The following is an 18,443-nucleotide window of genomic DNA, read 5'->3' on the forward strand; positions in this document are numbered from 1 at the left end:
GACGCAACAGCGCCACTATCCGGCAAGTATTCACTAGTTACATTTTCGAGTACGGTTTAAAGCGCTCTTGCAGTTGGCGCAGTTGGTCGATACGGGCATCGTATCTGGCCTGCTGCTGGCTGCCGAGTTTCACCTGAGAACTGGCGTTGCTGAGCATCGAGATGGCCTGATCAAGACGGCCTGCCAGCGCATACCCTTCAGCACGTGCGGCCAGCTCCTGATCGCGGTTATTCAGGTTCGCTTCCGTTTGCGCCAACAGATCCCAGCCGTTAGTGTCATCTTTATGGTTAAACGTATAGCGATTCAGGATGGTGGCAGCCTCTTTAGCTTGTCCTCCCTGCAAATACGCATTTGCCAGGTTGAGTTGCAATACTGGATTCACGCGCAGGTCGCGAGCGTTTTTCAGGCGATTAATGGCATCGCTGGTTTTCTTCTGGCCGAGATCGATGTCCGTTGCCAGGTCGAGGTACCATGCATTATTCGGATCTGCCGCGAGCAGCGGCTGAAGCGTTTTACGTGCTTCGTCGTATTTACTGGCTTCCATCGCTTGCAGCGCCCGACCGTACTGCGCAGCGCGCTGTTCGCGCACGTTGCCTTTCGACCAGTTATCCAGTAGATCGCTGGTTAACTGGTTGCGGCCTGAATTATACATGCCCAGGGTTCGCGCTTTGGCCAAATAAAAATCTTCTGAAGATTGCACGACTACCGGGCGCATCTGGTTGGCGCGGTTACGCGCATCTGCCAGACGGCTTTCTGGCAGGGGGTGAGTCAGAAGAATTTCCGGGGGACGTGTAGAGTAACGGGCCTGATCGAGCAGTTTCTCCAGGAATGTTGGCATGGCCTGGGGATCGAATCCTGAACGTTGCAGCACCTGAATACCGATGCGGTCTGCTTCCTGTTCGTTCTGTTGAGTAAAGCTAATCATCCCCTGGCGAGTACCCGCCAGCGTACCGGTTAGCGCCGCCATACCTGCCTGCGGGCTGGCCATCGCTAATAAAATCGAGCCTAATGCACCGACCCATGTCAGCGGGGCGCTACGTTTCTGATCTTCCATCGCTCGCGCCAGGTGGCGCTGCGTGACGTGAGAAATTTCGTGCGCCATTACCGATGCCAGTTGGCTTTCGTTATCGGAATAGCGGAACAGTGCTGAGTGCAATACAACGTTGCCGCCAAAAAAAGCGAAGGCGTTTATTTCATCGTTGTTAATTAAAAAGAAAGTGAAGGGCGTTTTTACGGAATCTGCATGCGAAACCAGGCGCATCCCCAGAGCATTAATATATTGGGTTAGCAGCGGATCGTTAATTAACGGCGCACTACCGCGCAGCTGGCGAACGTAATAATCGCCCATCTGCATTTCTTGACCAATAGAAAGCGTACTCCCTGCTGAGGTTCCCATATCAGGTAGGGTATCCGCAGTGTCAGCAAATGCGGGCGCGACCTGACCGACGGTCAGTGCAGCAATGAGGGTAGCAACCAGGTTTTTTTTCAACTGCCTGAACATAACCTCTGTCCTGTATTCTTTTTTGAGATAGCCATTTGACCAATGCCGTGAAGTATCGTTCACACTCCGCAAGCTTAGCGAGTGTAACTGCGAAACCTGACGATGAACACCCAGGAAAAATGTCTTTTCACTTTGCGTAATCAGCCATAAAAAGCGAAGTCTTTTTTGTGACATTTCGATACAATTCGGGATCGCAATCCCGCTATTGAGGTTCAGGGAAGGTTTTATGCTCGAAATGTTGACGCAATGGTATCGCCGCCGCTTTAGCGACCCTGAGGCTATTGCCTTGCTGATAATTCTGGTTGCCGGTTTTGGCATCCTGTTCTTCTTTAGTGGTCTGTTAGCGCCGCTGCTGGTCGCGATTGTGCTGGCTTATCTGCTGGAATGGCCTACCGCCCGGCTGGAAAATATCGGTTGTTCGCGGCGCTGGGCGACGTCAATTGTGCTGGTAGTGTTTGTCGGTATTTTGCTGCTGATGGCGTTTGTGGTAATGCCTGTCGCATGGCAGCAAGGCATCTATTTGATACGCGATATGCCTGGCATGCTCAACAAATTGTCTGACTTTGCCGCCACCTTACCGCGACGTTATCCGGCGCTTATGGATGCGGGCATCATTGATGCGATGGCCGAGAATATGCGTTCCCGGATGCTCACCATGGGTGATTCAGTGGTGAAATATTCGCTGGCTTCTCTGGTTGGGCTGTTGACGCTGGCGGTGTATCTGGTGCTTGTCCCACTGATGGTGTTCTTTTTGGTGAAGGATAAAAGCCAGATGTTGAATGCTGTGCGCCGGGTGCTGCCGCGAAATCGTGGACTGGCAGGACAGGTCTGGAAAGAGATGAACCAGCAAATCACCAACTATATCCGCGGTAAAGTCCTGGAGATGGTGGTGGTCGGTGTTGCAACCTGGCTGGGCTTCCTGATGTTTGGTCTTAACTACTCTCTGCTGTTGGCTGTGCTGGTGGGGTTCTCTGTGCTCATCCCGTACATCGGCGCGTTTGTGGTGACTATTCCGGTCGTTGGTGTGGCGTTGTTTCAGTTCGGACTCGGAACGGAGTTCTGGAGCTGTTTCGCCGTGTATCTGATAATCCAGGCGCTGGACGGCAATCTGCTGGTTCCCGTACTCTTCTCTGAAGCCGTAAACCTGCATCCATTGGTGATTATTCTGTCGGTAGTTATTTTCGGCGGTCTGTGGGGATTCTGGGGGGTATTCTTTGCCATTCCGCTGGCGACGCTCATCAAAGCCGTGGTGCATGCCTGGCCGGATGGTCAGACGGTTGACGATCGCTAATCCATCAGTTCCGACGGCGCAATGCCGTCGGCGGGATGTGATGCGGATATTCTGGTGCTGAACGGACGTGAATGACCTGTGGGCGAAGGGGAAAGCCAGGGTGAAAGAGAAGAAAGCGTGCGTAAAAGGAACGTTTGAATAAACGATTTTTATGCCGGATGGCAGCGTAAACACCTTATTCGGCCTACAGATTTGTACAGATGTAGGCCTGATAAGACGTGCTCGCGTCGCCATCAGGCATTATTCAGCAAAACGTATCTTAGGCGTTTTCCAGAACCCAGTTCAGCACGATATCGTGGTGATTGCTGGTTTTGAAATCATCAAACACATGTTCAATTTTGCCTTCGGCATCAATCAGAAAGCTGATGCGGTGGATGCCATCGTAGGTCTTACCCATAAATGACTTTTCACCCCAGACGCCAAACTGCTCGCAAACCTGATGATCTTCATCAGACAGGAGCGTGAAGTTAAGCACTTCTTTCTCCGCAAATCGGGAAAGCTTTTCTGGTTTATCGGTGCTTATTCCCAGCACCTCAACACCGGCTTTTTTTAACTGATCCATGTTATCGCGCAAGCCACAGGCCTGTACGGTACAGCCGGGCGTCATGGCTTTCGGGTAGAAATAAACCAGAACACGCTGTCCCTGGAAGTCGGTTAAATTTACTTGTTCTCCGTCTTGATCCGGCAAGCTAAATTTCGGTGCGATATCACCGGCTTTCAGTGGGTTCATTACTTAACTCCATCCTGTTCATCATGCTGTGAGTAATTGACGACGTTAATACTGCCTTGCGCATTGAGTTCTGTACAGAGTGCTTTAAACGCATCCTCAATATTTGCCGAATCATGTGACGCAGGACTATGTGCGGTAATTTGAATAAACAATTGTGCAGCCTTGCCGTTTTCAGCCGGTTGTGTGCGCGAAACCAGTTCCGCAATATTCATTTGGTGGCTGTCAAAAAGGGCGGTAAAGCGCTCAATTAAATGAGGAGAGTCGGGGACGTCGACCTGCACCCATACCGTGGCGGGCATCGCCGGGCGGGGACGCGCGGTTGTACGCTTCATCACAATCAATAAATCCAGCTCTGCGCCTTTCAAAGGCAAGGTTGATTCAATCAGGGTGATGGCATTCCAGGTTCCGGATAACAACATGATAAACGTAAACTCGTCACCCAGCATGGCCAGTCGGCTGTCTTCGATATTACAGCCACAACTGCTGACATGACGGGTGATAGTGTTCACAATTCCCGGGCGGTCAGCACCCAGCGCAGTAATGACCAGATAGTGTTGCGATGACGATGTCAAACCTGTTCTTCCTTCGAGCGGTGAGGTAATCATAAGGAAAGCATAAAAAAAACATGCATACAACAATCAGAAGGGCTATGGTCGCTTGCTTTTATTGTCGTACCAAACGTACCATTGAGACACTTGTTTGCACAGAGGATGGCCCATGTTCACGGGAAGTATTGTCGCGCTTATTACGCCGATGGATGAGAAAGGTAAAGTCTGCCGGTCGAGCCTGAAAAAACTGATTGATTATCATGTCGCCAGTGGCACCTCGGCGATCGTTTCGGTTGGCACCACCGGTGAGTCCGCTACCCTGAGTCATGATGAACATGGCGATGTGGTAATGATGACGCTGGAGCTGGCCGATGGGCGTATTCCGGTTATCGCCGGAACGGGCGCCAATGCGACCGCAGAAGCCATTAGTCTGACGCAGCGTTTCAACGACAGCGGTGTTGTCGGCTGCCTGACGGTGACGCCTTATTACAACCGCCCAACTCAGGAAGGTTTGTTCCAGCATTTCAAAGCCATCGCGGAACATACTGACTTGCCACAAATTCTGTATAATGTGCCGTCCCGCACTGGCTGCGATATGCTGCCTGAAACCGTTGGTCGTCTGGCGAAGGTAAAAAATATTGTCGCTATCAAAGAGGCTACAGGGAACTTAAGTCGTGTTCACCAGATCAAAGAGCTGGTTTCAGACGATTTTATTCTGCTCAGCGGTGATGACGCGACCGGGCTGGACTTTATGCAGCTCGGTGGTCATGGCGTGATTTCCGTTACTACTAACGTAGCGGCACGTGAAATGGCTGAAATGTGCAAACTGGCGGCAGAAGGGCATTTTGCCGAGGCGCGGGTGATCAACCAACGTCTGATGCCGTTACACAACAAACTATTTGTCGAACCCAATCCTATCCCAGTGAAATGGGCATGTAAGGAGTTGGGACTTGTGGCGACCGATACGCTACGTTTGCCGATGACACCAATCACGGATAATGCTCGTGATATCGTCAAAGCGGCGCTTAAGCATGCCGGTTTGCTGTAAAGTTTAGGGAGATTTGATGGCTTACTCAGTACAAAAGTCGCGCCTGGCCAAGGTTGCGGGTGTTTCGCTTGTTATGTTGCTCGCGGCCTGTAGTTCTGACTCGCGCTATAAGCGCCAGGTGAGCGGTGATGAATCCTATCTGGAGGCCGCACCGCTTGCTGAGCTTCACGCGCCAGCTGGGATGATTCTGCCGGTTATGACCGGCGACTATAACATCCCGGTAACCAACGGTAGCGGTGCCGTGGGGAAAGCGCTGGACATTCGCCCACCGGCTCAGCCGTTAGCATTAGTCACGGGTGCCCGTACTCAGATCGCGGGTGATACGGCGACATTGCTGGTGGAAAATGGTCGTGGTAACACGCTGTGGCCACAGGTCGTGAGCGTTGTGCAGTCTAAAAACTACACTATCGTGAAACGTGATGATGCCAGCCAGACGCTGACCACCGATTGGGTTGACTGGAACCGTCTGGATGAAGACGAACAGTACCGTGGACGTTATCAAATCTCGGTTAAACCGCAGGGCTATCAGCAGGCGGTAACGGTGAAATTGATTAACCTCGAGCAGGCTGGAAAACCGGTAGCCGATCCGGCATCAATGCAGCGCTACAGCGCTGAGATGATGAACGTTATCTCTGCGGGTCTGGATAAGAACGCCACTGACGCTGCGAATGCCGCGCAGAACCGTTCTGCCGCGACTATGGACGTTCAGAGTGCTGCAGATGACACCGGTTTACCGATGCTGGTGGTACGTGGACCGTTCAACGTGGTGTGGCAGCGTCTGCCGGCAGCGCTGGAAAAAGTGGGCATGAAAGTGACTGATAGTACCCGTTCTCAGGGCAGCATCGCAGTGACTTACAAACCACTGTCAGACAGCAACTGGCAGGAACTGGGCGCAACCGATCCAGGACTTGTATCCGGTGACTATAAACTGCAGGTGGGTGATTTAGACAACCGCAGTAGCATGCAGTTTATCGATCCGAAGGGGCATACCCTGACGCAAAGCCAGAACGACGCGCTGGTTGCCGTCTTCCAGGCAGCGTTCAGTAAGTAAAAATGAAGGGCTGGAGTTATCCAGCCCTTTTTTTCTGATATGATACGCAAACGTGTGCGTCGGCAGAAAAACGCAATATTTATCGTTAATTCACACCCAGGAGTAATAAAGATGCAAAAGCAAGCTGAGTTGTATCGTGGTAAAGCGAAGACCGTATACAGCACGGAAAACCCGGACCTGTTGGTGCTCGAATTCCGCAATGATACGTCAGCAGGGGATGGCGCGCGCATTGAACAGTTTGACCGTAAAGGTATGGTGAATAACAAATTCAACCATTTCATTATGACCAAACTGCAAGAAGCAGGCATTCCTACCCAGATGGAGCGACTGTTATCCGATACCGAATGTCTGGTGAAAAAACTGGAGATGGTACCGGTTGAGTGCGTGGTACGTAACCGCGCGGCCGGTTCTCTGGTGAAGCGTTTAGGTGTTGAGGAAGGTATTGAACTGAATCCGCCGCTGTTTGATCTGTTCCTGAAAAATGATGCTATGCACGATCCAATGATTAACGATTCCTATTGCGAAACTTTTGGTTGGGTGAGCAAAGAGAATCTGGCACGTATGAAAGAGCTGACCTACAAAGCCAACGACGTGCTGAAAAAGATGTTTGATGACGCAGGTCTGATTCTGGTCGACTTCAAACTTGAGTTTGGCTTGTATAAAGGTGAAGTGGTGCTGGGCGACGAATTCTCACCGGACGGTAGTCGTCTGTGGGACAAAGAAACGCTGGATAAAATGGACAAAGATCGCTTCCGCCAGAGTCTGGGCGGCCTGATCGAAGCCTATGAAGCTGTCGCGCATCGTCTGGGTGTGAAGTTAGACTAACGCCTCCCTGAGCCGGCGATCGCTCTCCGGCTCATCAATCCCCCCGATTTTGATTACTGTTTCTTATGGTAATCCTGTTCCGAACCGCCTACGATCATCAACATAATGAATAAAAAGTTGAGGTGACTATGCGCTGGCAAGGGCGTCGTGAAAGTGACAATGTGGAAGACAGACGAAATAGCGCCGGTGGTGGCCCTTCCATGGGCGGTCCCGGTTTTCGTTTGCCGAGTGGTAAAGGCGGTATCATTCTGCTGATTGTGGTGCTTGTCGCGGGCTATTATGGCGTGGATCTCACCGGACTCATGACCGGTCAGCCTGTTTCGCAACAGCAAACCACACGCTCCATCAGCCCGAATGATGATGAAGCCGCAAAATTTACCTCAGTGATACTGGCAACGACCGAAGATACCTGGGGTCAGCAGTTTGAAAAAATGGGACGCACCTATCAACAGCCGAAGCTGGTGATGTATCGTGGCGCGACGCGTACCGGCTGCGGTGCGGGCCAGTCCGTGATGGGACCGTTTTATTGCCCGGCGGACGGTACGGTATATATCGATCTTTCCTTCTATGATGACATGAAAAATAAGCTGGGCGCTGATGGCGATTTTGCTCAGGGCTATGTCATCGCGCATGAGGTGGGCCACCATGTGCAGAAACTGCTGGGTATTGAACCGAAAGTTCGCCAGATGCAGCAGAATGCCTCTGAAGCTGAAGTGAATCGACTTTCTGTTCGTATGGAATTGCAGGCGGATTGCTTTGCGGGTGTCTGGGGACACAGTATGCAGCAGCAGGGTGTACTTGAATCCGGCGATCTGGAAGAGGCGCTCAACGCCGCTCAGGCCATTGGTGATGATCGTTTGCAACAGCAAGGGCAAGGGCGCGTGGTGCCCGATAGCTTTACTCACGGCACCTCGCAGCAACGTTACACCTGGTTTAAACGCGGCTTTGACAGTGGCGATCCGGGACAATGTAATACCTTTGGCAAAGGCATTTAAGATATTGAGGCAGGGATGTCTGACAATGCTGTACTGAGTGCGCTCACAGAACGCATGGCCCGAGAAGGGATTCGCCGTCTGCTGATCATCAGCGGCGAAGACAACTGGTGCCAGGCTCAGGCGTTAGCGCTACGCAATACATTGCCCGGCGACTGGCTGTGGGTGGGGGCAACAGCCCCTGCTGAGCCAGGTTGCACACCACAGGCGCTACAAACGCTGTTAGGGCGTGAATTTTGCCATGCCGTTTTTGATGCCGGACAGGGGTTTGACGCGGCGGCATTTGCCGCACTCAGCGGCACGCTCCGCGCCGGGAGTTGGCTGGTGTTGTTGACCCCACCCTGGCAGGCCTGGCACACGTCTCCGGACGCGGATTCCCTGCGCTGGAGCGACTGCGCCGAACCTATCCCAACACCACACTTTGTTGAACACTTCAGGAGAGCAGTGACCCGTGAAGGGGAAACGCTGCATTGGCAACAGCATCAGGCGAAATCCTATCCGCATTTTCCTGTGCGAGCAGACTGGCAGGCGGCAAACGGCGATCCTCAGCCGGAACAGGCGAAGATTTTACATTACCTGCTGGATATGCCTCCGGGTGTGGTTGCAGTGACCGCCGCGCGTGGTCGGGGAAAATCCGCGCTGGCTGGGCAGTTGATTTCGCGTATGACGGGGACGGCTATCGTTACTGCACCGGCTAAAGCGGCAACGGATGTACTGGCGCAGTTTGCTGGGGAACGCTACTGCTTTATGGCGCCGGACGCGCTGTTAGCCAACGCTGAAACGGCTGACTGGCTCGTTGTTGATGAAGCGGCTGCTATTCCTGCGCCGCTTCTACATCAGCTGGTTTCACGCTTTCCCCGCACGCTGTTAACGACAACCGTTCAGGGCTATGAAGGAACAGGCAGAGGGTTTTTGCTGAAATTCTGCGCTCGCTTCCCACATTTGCGGCGCTTTGAATTACAACAGCCAGTGCGTTGGGCACAGGGATGCCCACTGGAAAAAATGGTCAGCGATGTGCTGGTGTTTGATGATGAAACCTTTACTCATGCGCCACAGGGGGAGATTCGCTTCTGCGCATTTGATGCGAATGTCTGGCATACCAACCCGATGCTACCGCTGGCGGTCTATCAATTGCTCTCCGGCGCGCATTATCGCACTTCACCACTGGATCTGCGCCGGATGATGGATGCGCCGGGGCAACATTTTCTTCAGGCATCGGGCGTGGACTCCGTTGCGGGCGCCGTCTGGCTGGTGGATGAGGGGGGACTATCCGCAGCGTTAAGTCAGGCTGTGTGGGCGGGATATCGTCGGCCAAGAGGCAATCTGGTTGCGCAGTCACTGGCGGCGCATGGCAGCGATCCGCTGGCCGCAACGCTGGTTGGGCGGCGGGTTAGCCGTATTGCGGTTCATCCCGCTCGTCAGCGGGAAGGTATCGGGCAGCAACTGATTATGCAGGCCCATCAGTATTCCTCGCAGTGTGATTATCTTTCCGTCAGTTTTGGTTATACGGCCGAATTGTGGCGTTTTTGGCAACGCTGCGGTTTTGTTATGGTGCGGATGGGGAATCATCGTGAAGCCAGCAGTGGGTGCTATACGGCAATGGCGTTACTTCCTATCAGTGATGCCGGGCAGCGTCTGGCTGAGCGGGAACATCAGCGATTGCGTCGTGATGCGGCGATCCTCGCACAATGGAATGATGAGTGTATCCCGGTCGTTCCACTGAAAGAGTCTACGCTTAATGATGATGACTGGGATGAGCTGGCAGGGTTTGCCTTCGCGCATCGGCCGTTACTCACATCACTCGGCTGTCTGAGTCGTCTGCTCCAGCACTGTGAACAGCCTCTCCCGGCGCTGCGAGGGCGTTTACAGGAAAAATGCAGTGACGCGGAATTGTGCAAGCGGTTGAAGGTCTCGGGGCGCAAAGCGTTGTTGCTGGTTCAGCGTGAAGAGGCGGCACAGGCGTTAGTGCAGTTGGATACCGAACGTCAGCAACGGTTACGTAATCGCATTATGCAATGGCAATTTTTTCACTAACTTCTTCAATTTACTGGCATGGTCATTGCGATTAAGCGGCGTAGAATAATTCTCATCAGTTAAGGAGATCGCCATGAAACATGACCATTTTGTTGTTCAAAGTCCCGATAAACCCGCTCAACAGCTACTTCTGCTGTTTCATGGCGTCGGCGATAACCCGGTAGCCATGGGTGAAATTGGTTCCTGGTTTGCACCACTGTTTCCGGACGCGCTGATTGTCAGCATTGGTGGCGCTGAGCCTTATGGCGCTGCCGGTGGGCGTCAGTGGTTTTCTGTTCAGGGTGTAACAGAAGAGAACCGTCAGGCGCGTATTGATGCCATCATGCCGGTCTTTATCGACACCGTTCGCTACTGGCAGCAGCAGAGCGGCGTTTCCCCTCAGGCTACCGCGTTGATTGGTTTTTCTCAGGGGGCGATTATGTCACTTGAGAGTATCAAAGCTGAGCCGGGGTTGGCATCGCGGGTGATTGCGTTCAATGGCCGCTACGCCAGCTTGCCGGAGGTTGCAACCACAGCAACGACGGTGCATTTGATTCATGGTGGGGAAGATCGGGTCATTGAACTGTCTCACGCCGTCGCAGCGCAGGAAGCGTTAATTCGCGCTGGTGGGGATGTGACGTTGGATATCGTCGACGACCTGGGTCACGCCATTGACGATCGCAGCATGCAGTTTGCGCTCGATCATCTGCGTTTTACCGTACCGAAGCACTATTTCGATGAAGCGCTGAGCGGTGGTAAGCCTCACGATGATGATGTGATTGAGATGATTTAAACGAAAAGCCCGGAAAAGAAATGATTTTCCGGGCTTTTAAATCGTACTTACTTCTTAGGTTGGTCTTTGTTCGGCCAATCGTCGTCATCGTCCCATTTATCGTTAAAATCACGATGCGGGGGAAGCTCCGGCTTATTGGCAAGAAACTTCTTGTGGTCGACACGCTTAAGATCTTTGATCACATTCAGCAGTACCCCCACCAGAAACACCAGCACTAAAATCCACCAATATTTTGCCAGCCAGTCCATGCTCATTTCCTCTTGCAGGAACAATTCATCAGGCGACGAGTTGTTCCATGATACGTTGATACATACGGGCAAGCAGCTGCAGGTCGGCGGCATTGACGCATTCATTTATTTTATGAATGGTGGCATTGACCGGCCCAAGTTCCACCACCTGTGCCCCCATGCGGGCAATAAAGCGCCCGTCGGATGTCCCGCCTGTCGTCAGTAACTGCGGTTTAATCTCATTATAGTGCTCAATGGCATTCACCACTGCATCCACCAGTTTACCGCGTTCGGTGAGGAACGGTTGGCCGGAAAGCCACCAGTCTACTGTGTAACGCAGTTGATACTTGTCCAACAGTTCCAGTACCCGCGACTTAATCATTTCGTCGTTTAATTCGGTACTGAAACGGAAGTTGAACTGAATAAACAGTTCGCCAGGGATGACGTTGTTGCTGCCCGTGCCTGCCTGGATATTGGCAATCTGCATGCTGGTTGCCGGGAAGAACGCATTGCCCTGATCCCATTCAATCGCCACCAGCTCATTTAGCATTGGTGCAGCCCGGTGCACCGGGTTATCAGCCAGATGCGGATAGGCCACATGCCCCTGAACGCCGTGGATCGTCAGGTTGCAGGTGAGGGAACCACGGCGCCCATTTTTCACCACGTCACCGACGATTTCGGTGCTGGACGGCTCGCCGACCAGGCAATAATCCAGCCGCTCATTGCGCGCCATCAGCGTTTCAACGACCTTCACGGTGCCGTTTTTAGCGCTGGCTTCTTCGTCAGACGTTATCAAAAATGCCAGACGCCCTTGATGGTTCGGATGTTGGGCGACGAATCGCTCTGCAGCCACGATCATTGCCGCCAGCGAACCTTTCATATCGGCCGCACCGCGTCCGAACAGCAGGCCATCGCGAATGGTTGGTTCAAATGGCGGATTAATCCACCGATCAACATCGCCTGCGGGCACTACGTCGGTGTGACCGGCAAATGCCAGCGTCTCACCTTTTCCGCGCCATGCCCAAAAATTCTGTGTGTCACCAAAATCCATACGCTCAACGGTAAAACCTACCGCGCGCAGGCGTTCAATCATTAACGCCTGGCACCCGGCATCATCCGGGCTCAGGGAAGGACGGCGAATAAGCTGCTGTGTCAGCTCAATAACCGGGCACGACATAGACTACACCTCATTAAAAAACTGCGTATACTCGTCGTTTTTCAAGCCGCATGTGCGGCAACGGCGTTCACTCGCCCCAGTCACTTACTTCAGTAAGCTCCTGGAGACTCACTCGCTTGTTGCCTTCCTGCAACTCGAAATCCATAGAGTATAACTGGATTCACTAAAACCAAGCAGCATAGGCTTACCCGGCTCGCAGAGCAATGGGCGTTTGATAATTGCTGGCATTTCAATCATCAACGAGGCGGCGGCGTCCGCCGTGGTGATTTGGTGACGTGTGGCTTCATCCAGTTTACGCCAGGTGGTTCCGCGCGTATTGAGCAGCGGCTCCCAGCCTAACTCGCTGATAAAAGACTGTATGAGTGCATTGTCCAGACCGTCAACGCGATAATCATGGAAGCGGTAGTCAATGCCGTGTTCCTCCAGCCAGCGTCGGGCTTTTTTAATGGTATCGCAGTTTTTAATGCCGTAGAGGGTAATCATTTGAATCCTTATTGACGTATTTTGAATATTTATTCTTGAACGGTGTTATTCCGGATAATACATATTGTCACTCAATCGTTATAGAAAAATATAACATTGTTGTTGAAGAGTGAATAATGATTCCTGAAAGTTCCAGAACCTCGGCTGGGTTGAAATTCAGAATTTACCTGTTTGCATCCGACTGTTTTTCCATCAGATTGTCAAAGTCGTAGATTATGTATGAATATTTCAAAATATTGCCGTAAGTCACATAAAATTTATGGGTATGGCGCATAGTGATGACATATACCCCACACATGGGAGGATGCAATCACAATCATCGGTTAAATGTTCTTCTTTTGATGATGATGATTTTGTAGAATGCTCATAATAATAAGAGAGGTTGTTATGATTGAACGTGAACTGGGGAACTGGAAAGACTTTATCGAAGTGATGCTTCGTAAATAAATTTCAGACAGACATCCTGATCCCGTAAGGGATAAAAAAAGGCGACTCATTGTAAGTCGCCTTTTTTGTGCCTTATTCAGGCTTTGGCTTCAACGGGAAGCGTCTGCGCACCAGCACAAAGAACAGCGGAACGAAGTAAATCGCCAGAATGGTGGCGGATATCATCCCGCCCATTACACCGGTCCCCACCGCATGCTGGCCGCCAGAGCCTGCGCCGCTGCTGATGGTCATCGGCAGCACCCCGAAGATAAACGCCAGTGAGGTCATCAAAATCGGACGTAAACGCTGGCGACAGGCATGCAGCGTAGCGTCGAGCAGGTCGTGTCCTTTTTCGTTCATCTCGTTGGCGAATTCAACAATCAGTATTGCGTTCTTCGCCGATAGCCCGATTACTGTTAATAAACCGACCTGGAAATAAACATCGTTTTCCAGGCCGCGCATCCAGGTCGCCAGCAGCGCGCCAATGACCCCTAACGGTACGACCAGCATGACGGAGAACGGAACCGACCAGCTTTCGTACAGCGCCGCCAGACACAGGAACACGACTAACAGTGAAATGGCGTACAGGGCAGGAGCCTGAGATCCCGAGAGCCGTTCCTGATACGACATTGCCGTCCATTCGAGGCCAAACCCGGTCGGTAGCTGATGTACCAGCGACTCCATCACGTCCATTGCCGTACCGGTACTAATGCCGGGCGCAGCTTCACCGACGATCTCGACCGCAGAGTAGCCGTTATAGCGTTCCAGACGCGGTGAACCGGTTTCCCAGCGCGAAGTGGCAAACGCCGAGAACGGCACCATACCACCGCTATTATTGCGCACGTACCACAGGTTGATATCGTCAGGGAGCATGCGATATTTCGCCGCCGCCTGCACGTAGACTTTTTTCACGCGGCCCCGGTCCATAAAGTCATTGACGTAGCTGGAACCCCAGGCCGTCTGCAACGTGTCGTTGATATCATCAATAGACACACCCAGCGCCTGCGCTTTGCGCTGGTCGATATCAATTTGCAGCTGTGGGCTGTCGTCCAGACCATTATGACGTACGCGGGTAAGAGACGTGTCTTTCCCGGCAAGTTCTATCAGTTTGTCGCGTGCGGCCATTAATGCGTCATGGCCTGCGCCTGCGTGGTCCTGTAATTCCATATCAAAACCGGCAGAACTCCCCAGACCACTAATAGCCGGAGGGCTGCTGGCGAAGACGCGAGCCTCTTTAATCTGGTTAAAGGCTTTGGTGGCGCGTTCGATAATGGCAAATGAGGTGCCGGTGGTGGCGTCACGATCGTCCCAGTCTTTTAAGCGGACAAACATGCGCGCCACGTTCTGTCCGTTCCCGCCAGGGCCGGAACCGACAGTCGAGAAGACCGACATAATGTTGTCTTTTTCGTGAGTGAAGTAGTACTGCTCGACTTCCTCAACGACTTTTAATGTTTGCTGCTGCGTGGAGCCACTCGGCAACTGTACCGAGGTGGTAAACATCCCGCGGTCTTCCAACGGCAGGAAGGAGGTTGGCAGGCGCAGGAACAGGAACACCATGCCGCCAAGCAGCAGGCCGTAGATCAGGATCCAACGCAGGCTACGATGCAAAATCCGGGCAACGCCTTTTTCGTAACGTTCAGCGTTGCGGTTGAACATCCGGTTGAACCAGCCGAAGAACCCGGTCTGGCCGTGATGCTCGCCCTTATGCAGAGGTTTAAGTAGCGTAGCGCACAGGGCAGGGGTCAGGATCATCGCCACCAGAACAGACAGCACCATTGCTGAGACAATGGTAATCGAGAACTGGCGATAAATGGCCCCGGTGGTACCGCCGAAGAAGGCCATTGGAATAAAGACCGCCGACAGCACCATGGCAATACCCACCAACGCGCCCTGGATCTGCCCCATCGATTTTCGCGTCGCTTCACGCGGTGAGAGGCCTTCTTCGCTCATGATGCGCTCGACGTTCTCCACCACCACAATGGCGTCATCGACCAGCAGACCGATTGCCAGCACCATCGCAAACATCGTCAGCGTGTTGATGCTGTAGCCAAAGGCGTAAAGTACGGAGAAGGTACCCATTAACACCACCGGGACGGCGATGGTCGGGATAAGCGTCGCGCGGAAGTTTTGCAGGAACAGGTACATTACGAGGAAGACCAGCGCGATAGCTTCGAGCAGCGTTTTCACCACATCGACAATCGACGCTTTGACGAAAGAGGTGGTTTCATATGCCACCTTGTATTCCAGCCCGTGCGGAAAATACTGCGACAGTTCATTGAGGCGGTTGATGACCCGTTCTGCTGTTGCCATTTCATTGGCACCAGAGGCCAGTTTGACCCCAAGTCCGGACGCGGGGTGGCCATTAAACCGGCTGAGGTAGTCGTACTTCTCGGCCCCCATTTCGACCGTTGCCACATCGCCTAGTCTGACTTCCGAGCCGTCCTGGTTAACACGTAGTGTAATGTCGCGGAACTGTTCCGGCGTTTGTAGTAGCGACTGCGCGTTGATCGTCGCATTCAACGCCTGTTTGTCCACAGAAGGCGTACCGCCAAGCTGCCCTACCGCAATTTGCGCATTCTGTGACTCAATAGCGTCCGTCACATCTTTGGCGGTCATCTGGAAGCTGTTAAGTTTGGCCGGGTCGAGCCAGATACGCATGGAATACTGTGAGCCGTAGGCGTCAATATCCCCGACCCCGTTAATACGGCTAAGCGGGTCCTGAATATTACTCGCCACGTAGTCGGCGATGTCCTGCTTATCCATTGAGCCATCGGTGGAGACGAAGGCGATGGTCAGAATATTGGTGTCCCCGGTCTTACGCACCGTGACCCCCTGATCCTGTACCGCCTGCGGCAGTTTACGCATTGCCGATTGCAGCTGGTTCTGCACCTGCTGGACGGCCTCGTCAGGATCGGTTCCGGCGACGAAGCTCAGCATCACCGTCGCCTGACCGGTTCCGCTGCTTTGGGATGACATATACATCAGGTTATCGAGGCCGGTCATGTTCTGTTCGATAACCTGGGTTACGGTGTTTTCCAGCGTTTGTGCCGATGCACCAGGATAGTTCGCGGTGACGCGTACGTTTGGTGGCGCCAGGTCGGGATATTGTTCAACGGGCAGCGAAAAAATAGCCAGGGTTCCTGTCAGGCACAACAGGATAGCTAACACCCAGGCAAAAATGGGGCGATCGATAAAAAAATTCGCCATTAAAAGGGGACCTCGTGTTTCTGCGTATCGTTATCGGTATAACTTGCTTCACTGTAGCGGCAAGGTACGGGCCAAACGTGGAGAAAAAAAGAAGATAATGTAAATTATCATGCCCGTTTACAGCGTACCTTTTGTACCAATGCCGTCAGGCCTGAATTCAGGCTTTCCGACGCGTTGCCGTTCTTTACGTTAGCTGACTGTCGGTCTCTGCCGATCGAAAGCTGATACTCACCAGCGTGCCTCCTCCGGAGGGTTGCGAGAAGGTCAACGTGCCGCCAAGTCTTTCCGCACGCTCACGCATAATATTCAAACCATAGTGCCCCGTAGGCTCATGAGGCTCACCGATGCCGACACCGTTATCACGGATATAAACGGTATGATTACCATCCGGCGCGGTCACACAACTGACAGCAATTTCGCTGGCATTGGCATGCTTAATGGCATTCAGCACCGCTTCACGGATGATCTGCAACAGATGCACCTGCATTTGCGCGTCCAGTGCCAGTGTTGGCAGTCGACAATCGAGAGTCAGTTTAGCCGATGTTTGATTTTGCAACGTTTCCAGCATTTCATGCAGGGCGGAAGGCAAATCGGCCTGCTGTAAGGTCAGGCGGAAGGTGGTAAGCAGTTCGCGCAATTGGCGATAGGCATCATTCAGTGCCTGGGAAAAGTCCGCCATGATGCTTTGCGCCGGAACGTTATCCTGCGGAATAGAGCGTTTCAGTAGCGTAAGCTGAATACGTAAATAAGAAAGTACCTGCGCCAGCGAGTCGTGGAGCTCGCGTGCGATGGTCGCTCGCTCTTCCATTAACAGCAGTTGCTGAAAATGTTTTTGCGCCTGATTGAAGTACAGCCCGCGCCCGAGCATGGATGACACGCTATTGAGCAGCGGTGTGGAAGCACTCACGTTAGGGCTTTGCCAGTGTAGTTCACCATAAACGGTCTCCTGCATCGTGACCGGCAGGATCTGCATGGGCAGGTCGGGGCTTTTCGTTCCTTCGCTGATTCGCCAGTTATCACCGACGGTGAGCTCCAGGAAATACGCGGCGTCATGTTCGCGGACAATCTGTAAAATATGGCGGAAGCAGTACACGTCAATCTGGCTGGTATTCAGTGCCTGAGAACACTGATATAACACTTCCAGACGGCGATTGGCTTCGTGGAGATCGTGGGTTTTCTCGGCGACGGAGGCTTCCAGCGAGCGGTACAGCTTATGCAACTCACTCGACATCTGGCTAAACGTCTTCGCCAGTAATCCCAGTTCGTTGGGGAGTTGTGTATCCAGCGGTGAGATATCAAACCGACCGTGTTCAATATGCTGGCTGGCCATCACCAGCTTATTCAGCGGGCGCACGACCTGCTGGCGAATACGCCGTAGCGTAAAGAAGACGAGGGTGAAGATGCCGATCCCCCCCGCCAGCGATATGCCAAAAACCAACATCACCTTGCGCTCGGCATAATGCTGAAGTGCCAGCACAAAGAGATCTATCTGATCGACGTAGTTGTTGATATTAGACTGATACCACTGCAAGTCGCCATTAATCAGGCGGGCGTTCATTTCCAGCCAGTTAGCATGCAGGCGGCCATAGCGACTTTTTACCGCTTGCGGCACATACCAGGCGTTCAGATTTTGCAATGCTGGCGCGTTAAGCGCTTGCTGGAAAAGCTGACGGTGGGCGTTTAACTGCGGGCTCTGGCTTTGCAAATCGTAACCTAATCGATAGCTCTGCATACGCAGAGAGCCGGCAATATTGATGGCTTCAGCATCCCGCAAACTGCTGGTCAGCGTAAGCAGTGCAATACCCGTAGAGAGAATTGACAGCAGCACGATGTAGAAAAAAGCTTTGGCTAAACTGGCCGAGACAGGACGCTTTACCGTCACTCGCACATCCTCACACAATACGCGTCGCGCCTGGATACAGCCCGAACGACTCAGTGTAGTTGATAAATGTTAATAAAATCGCCATGAAACTGATTGCTAAATGAAACGCAATTTCATATTCGATGAAATAAATTGATCTGCCACAGGTTCTGGATAAATAGTTGTGCTTCCTGGGCAAATGAACATTGCCGCCCTCTTCAGGGTCGGTTAATAACAACAGTCATATAAAGAATAAGGTTTTCACAACCA

Annotated in this window: 16 protein-coding genes; 8 read left to right on the top strand and 8 right to left on the bottom strand. The window is 52.6% G+C overall.

Annotated elements, in window-relative coordinates; genetic code table 11:
• Nucleotides 1-37: 37 nt before the first annotated feature.
• Nucleotides 38-1,501, bottom strand: coding sequence for a beta-barrel assembly-enhancing protease (gene bepA, locus ACLJXE_RS00545; RefSeq protein ID WP_286628916.1), 1,464 nt, complete (start codon nt 1,499-1,501; stop codon nt 38-40).
• Nucleotides 1,502-1,727: 226 nt separating this feature from the next.
• Here bepA and ACLJXE_RS00550 point away from each other — a divergent pair, with 226 nt between their 5' ends.
• Nucleotides 1,728-2,792 carry an AI-2E family transporter gene (locus tag ACLJXE_RS00550; protein WP_005121878.1) on the top strand — a complete coding sequence of 355 codons (1,065 nt, stop codon included), beginning with the start codon at nt 1,728-1,730 and terminating at the stop codon, nt 2,790-2,792.
• A 259-nt stretch (nt 2,793-3,051) separates the two neighbouring features.
• Here the strand turns inward: ACLJXE_RS00550 and bcp are convergent, their stop codons facing one another.
• Together bcp and ACLJXE_RS00560 are read right to left on the bottom strand one after the other, a co-directional pair.
• Entirely contained in the window at nt 3,052-3,522 is a 471-nt protein-coding gene (gene bcp, locus ACLJXE_RS00555; protein WP_137384768.1) for a thioredoxin-dependent thiol peroxidase, read from the bottom strand.
• Nucleotides 3,522-4,094: a glycine cleavage system transcriptional repressor gene (locus ACLJXE_RS00560; protein WP_003037954.1), complete on the bottom strand. Its 573-nt coding sequence runs from the start codon at nt 4,092-4,094 to the stop codon at nt 3,522-3,524. The genes bcp and ACLJXE_RS00560 overlap by 1 nt, the downstream gene beginning before the upstream one ends.
• Before the next feature lie 145 nt (nt 4,095-4,239).
• Between ACLJXE_RS00560 and dapA the strand changes: the two genes are divergently transcribed.
• The 6 genes from dapA (at nt 4,240) to ypfH (ending at nt 10,792) form a co-directional block, all read left to right on the top strand.
• Nucleotides 4,240-5,118, top strand: coding sequence for a 4-hydroxy-tetrahydrodipicolinate synthase (gene dapA / locus ACLJXE_RS00565; RefSeq protein ID WP_410749812.1), 879 nt, complete (start codon nt 4,240-4,242; stop codon nt 5,116-5,118).
• A gap of 16 nt (nt 5,119-5,134) precedes the next feature.
• Nucleotides 5,135-6,169, top strand: a complete 1,035-nt coding sequence (gene bamC / locus ACLJXE_RS00570; RefSeq protein WP_410749813.1) for an outer membrane protein assembly factor BamC — start codon at nt 5,135-5,137, stop codon at nt 6,167-6,169.
• Between the two features lie 111 nt (nt 6,170-6,280).
• Nucleotides 6,281-6,994, top strand: a complete 714-nt coding sequence (gene purC, locus ACLJXE_RS00575; protein ID WP_003835086.1) for a phosphoribosylaminoimidazolesuccinocarboxamide synthase — start codon at nt 6,281-6,283, stop codon at nt 6,992-6,994.
• A 128-nt stretch (nt 6,995-7,122) separates the two neighbouring features.
• A complete protein-coding gene (locus ACLJXE_RS00580) occupies nt 7,123-7,989 on the top strand; it encodes a neutral zinc metallopeptidase (RefSeq protein ID WP_286628920.1) in 867 nt (288 codons plus the stop codon).
• Between the two features lie 15 nt (nt 7,990-8,004).
• Entirely contained in the window at nt 8,005-10,020 is a 2,016-nt protein-coding gene (locus tag ACLJXE_RS00585) for a tRNA(Met) cytidine acetyltransferase TmcA (protein WP_410749814.1), read from the top strand.
• Between the two features lie 73 nt (nt 10,021-10,093).
• Complete coding sequence (gene ypfH / locus ACLJXE_RS00590; protein ID WP_286628923.1) at nt 10,094-10,792, top strand: esterase; 699 nt, start codon at nt 10,094-10,096, stop codon at nt 10,790-10,792.
• Between the two features lie 47 nt (nt 10,793-10,839).
• On the opposite strand, the gene ACLJXE_RS00595 is transcribed toward ypfH, so the two are convergent.
• The 3 genes from ACLJXE_RS00595 to ACLJXE_RS00605 all read right to left on the bottom strand — a co-directional run bounded on the left by ACLJXE_RS00595 (nt 10,840) and on the right by ACLJXE_RS00605 (nt 12,679).
• Nucleotides 10,840-11,040, bottom strand: coding sequence for a YpfN family protein (locus ACLJXE_RS00595; protein ID WP_003835080.1), 201 nt, complete (start codon nt 11,038-11,040; stop codon nt 10,840-10,842).
• 28 nt (nt 11,041-11,068) lie between these two features.
• On the bottom strand, nt 11,069-12,196 hold the full coding sequence (dapE, locus tag ACLJXE_RS00600; RefSeq protein WP_410749815.1) for a succinyl-diaminopimelate desuccinylase: 1,128 nt from the start codon (nt 12,194-12,196) through the stop codon (nt 11,069-11,071).
• A 108-nt stretch (nt 12,197-12,304) separates the two neighbouring features.
• Complete coding sequence (locus ACLJXE_RS00605) at nt 12,305-12,679, bottom strand: ArsC family reductase (protein ID WP_410749816.1); 375 nt, start codon at nt 12,677-12,679, stop codon at nt 12,305-12,307.
• 387 nt (nt 12,680-13,066) lie between these two features.
• Here ACLJXE_RS00605 and ypfM point away from each other — a divergent pair, with 387 nt between their 5' ends.
• Nucleotides 13,067-13,126, top strand: a complete 60-nt coding sequence (ypfM, locus tag ACLJXE_RS00610) for a protein YpfM (protein ID WP_001386977.1) — start codon at nt 13,067-13,069, stop codon at nt 13,124-13,126.
• A 72-nt stretch (nt 13,127-13,198) separates the two neighbouring features.
• On the opposite strand, the gene acrD is transcribed toward ypfM, so the two are convergent.
• Both acrD and narQ read right to left on the bottom strand, forming a co-directional pair.
• Complete coding sequence (gene acrD / locus ACLJXE_RS00615; protein ID WP_410749817.1) at nt 13,199-16,312, bottom strand: multidrug efflux RND transporter permease AcrD; 3,114 nt, start codon at nt 16,310-16,312, stop codon at nt 13,199-13,201.
• 184 nt (nt 16,313-16,496) lie between these two features.
• The gene (gene narQ / locus ACLJXE_RS00620; RefSeq protein WP_410749818.1) at nt 16,497-18,194 is read right to left on the bottom strand and encodes a nitrate/nitrite two-component system sensor histidine kinase NarQ; all 1,698 of its coding nucleotides are present in this window, start codon (nt 18,192-18,194) and stop codon (nt 16,497-16,499) included.
• Between the last annotated feature and the right edge of the window lie 249 nt (nt 18,195-18,443).

This window comes from Citrobacter sp. U14242, assembly GCF_046555775.1.
Lineage (GTDB): Bacteria > Pseudomonadota > Gammaproteobacteria > Enterobacterales > Enterobacteriaceae > Citrobacter.

Excerpts from the sequence above, each read along its gene's own strand:
- bepA (WP_286628916.1), bottom strand. The coding sequence starts at position 1,501 with ATGTTCAGGCAGTTGAAAAAAAACCTGGTTGCTACCCTCATTGCTGCA.
- ACLJXE_RS00550 (WP_005121878.1), top strand. The coding sequence starts at position 1,728 with ATGCTCGAAATGTTGACGCAATGGTATCGCCGCCGCTTTAGCGACCCT.
- bcp (WP_137384768.1), bottom strand. The coding sequence starts at position 3,522 with ATGAACCCACTGAAAGCCGGTGATATCGCACCGAAATTTAGCTTGCCG.
- dapA (WP_410749812.1), top strand. The coding sequence starts at position 4,240 with ATGTTCACGGGAAGTATTGTCGCGCTTATTACGCCGATGGATGAGAAA.
- bamC (WP_410749813.1), top strand. The coding sequence starts at position 5,135 with ATGGCTTACTCAGTACAAAAGTCGCGCCTGGCCAAGGTTGCGGGTGTT.
- purC (WP_003835086.1), top strand. The coding sequence starts at position 6,281 with ATGCAAAAGCAAGCTGAGTTGTATCGTGGTAAAGCGAAGACCGTATAC.
- ACLJXE_RS00580 (WP_286628920.1), top strand. The coding sequence starts at position 7,123 with ATGCGCTGGCAAGGGCGTCGTGAAAGTGACAATGTGGAAGACAGACGA.
- ACLJXE_RS00585 (WP_410749814.1), top strand. The coding sequence starts at position 8,005 with ATGTCTGACAATGCTGTACTGAGTGCGCTCACAGAACGCATGGCCCGA.
- ypfH (WP_286628923.1), top strand. The coding sequence starts at position 10,094 with ATGAAACATGACCATTTTGTTGTTCAAAGTCCCGATAAACCCGCTCAA.
- ACLJXE_RS00595 (WP_003835080.1), bottom strand. The coding sequence starts at position 11,040 with ATGGACTGGCTGGCAAAATATTGGTGGATTTTAGTGCTGGTGTTTCTG.
- dapE (WP_410749815.1), bottom strand. The coding sequence starts at position 12,196 with ATGTCGTGCCCGGTTATTGAGCTGACACAGCAGCTTATTCGCCGTCCT.
- ACLJXE_RS00605 (WP_410749816.1), bottom strand. The coding sequence starts at position 12,679 with ATGATTACCCTCTACGGCATTAAAAACTGCGATACCATTAAAAAAGCC.
- acrD (WP_410749817.1), bottom strand. The coding sequence starts at position 16,312 with ATGGCGAATTTTTTTATCGATCGCCCCATTTTTGCCTGGGTGTTAGCT.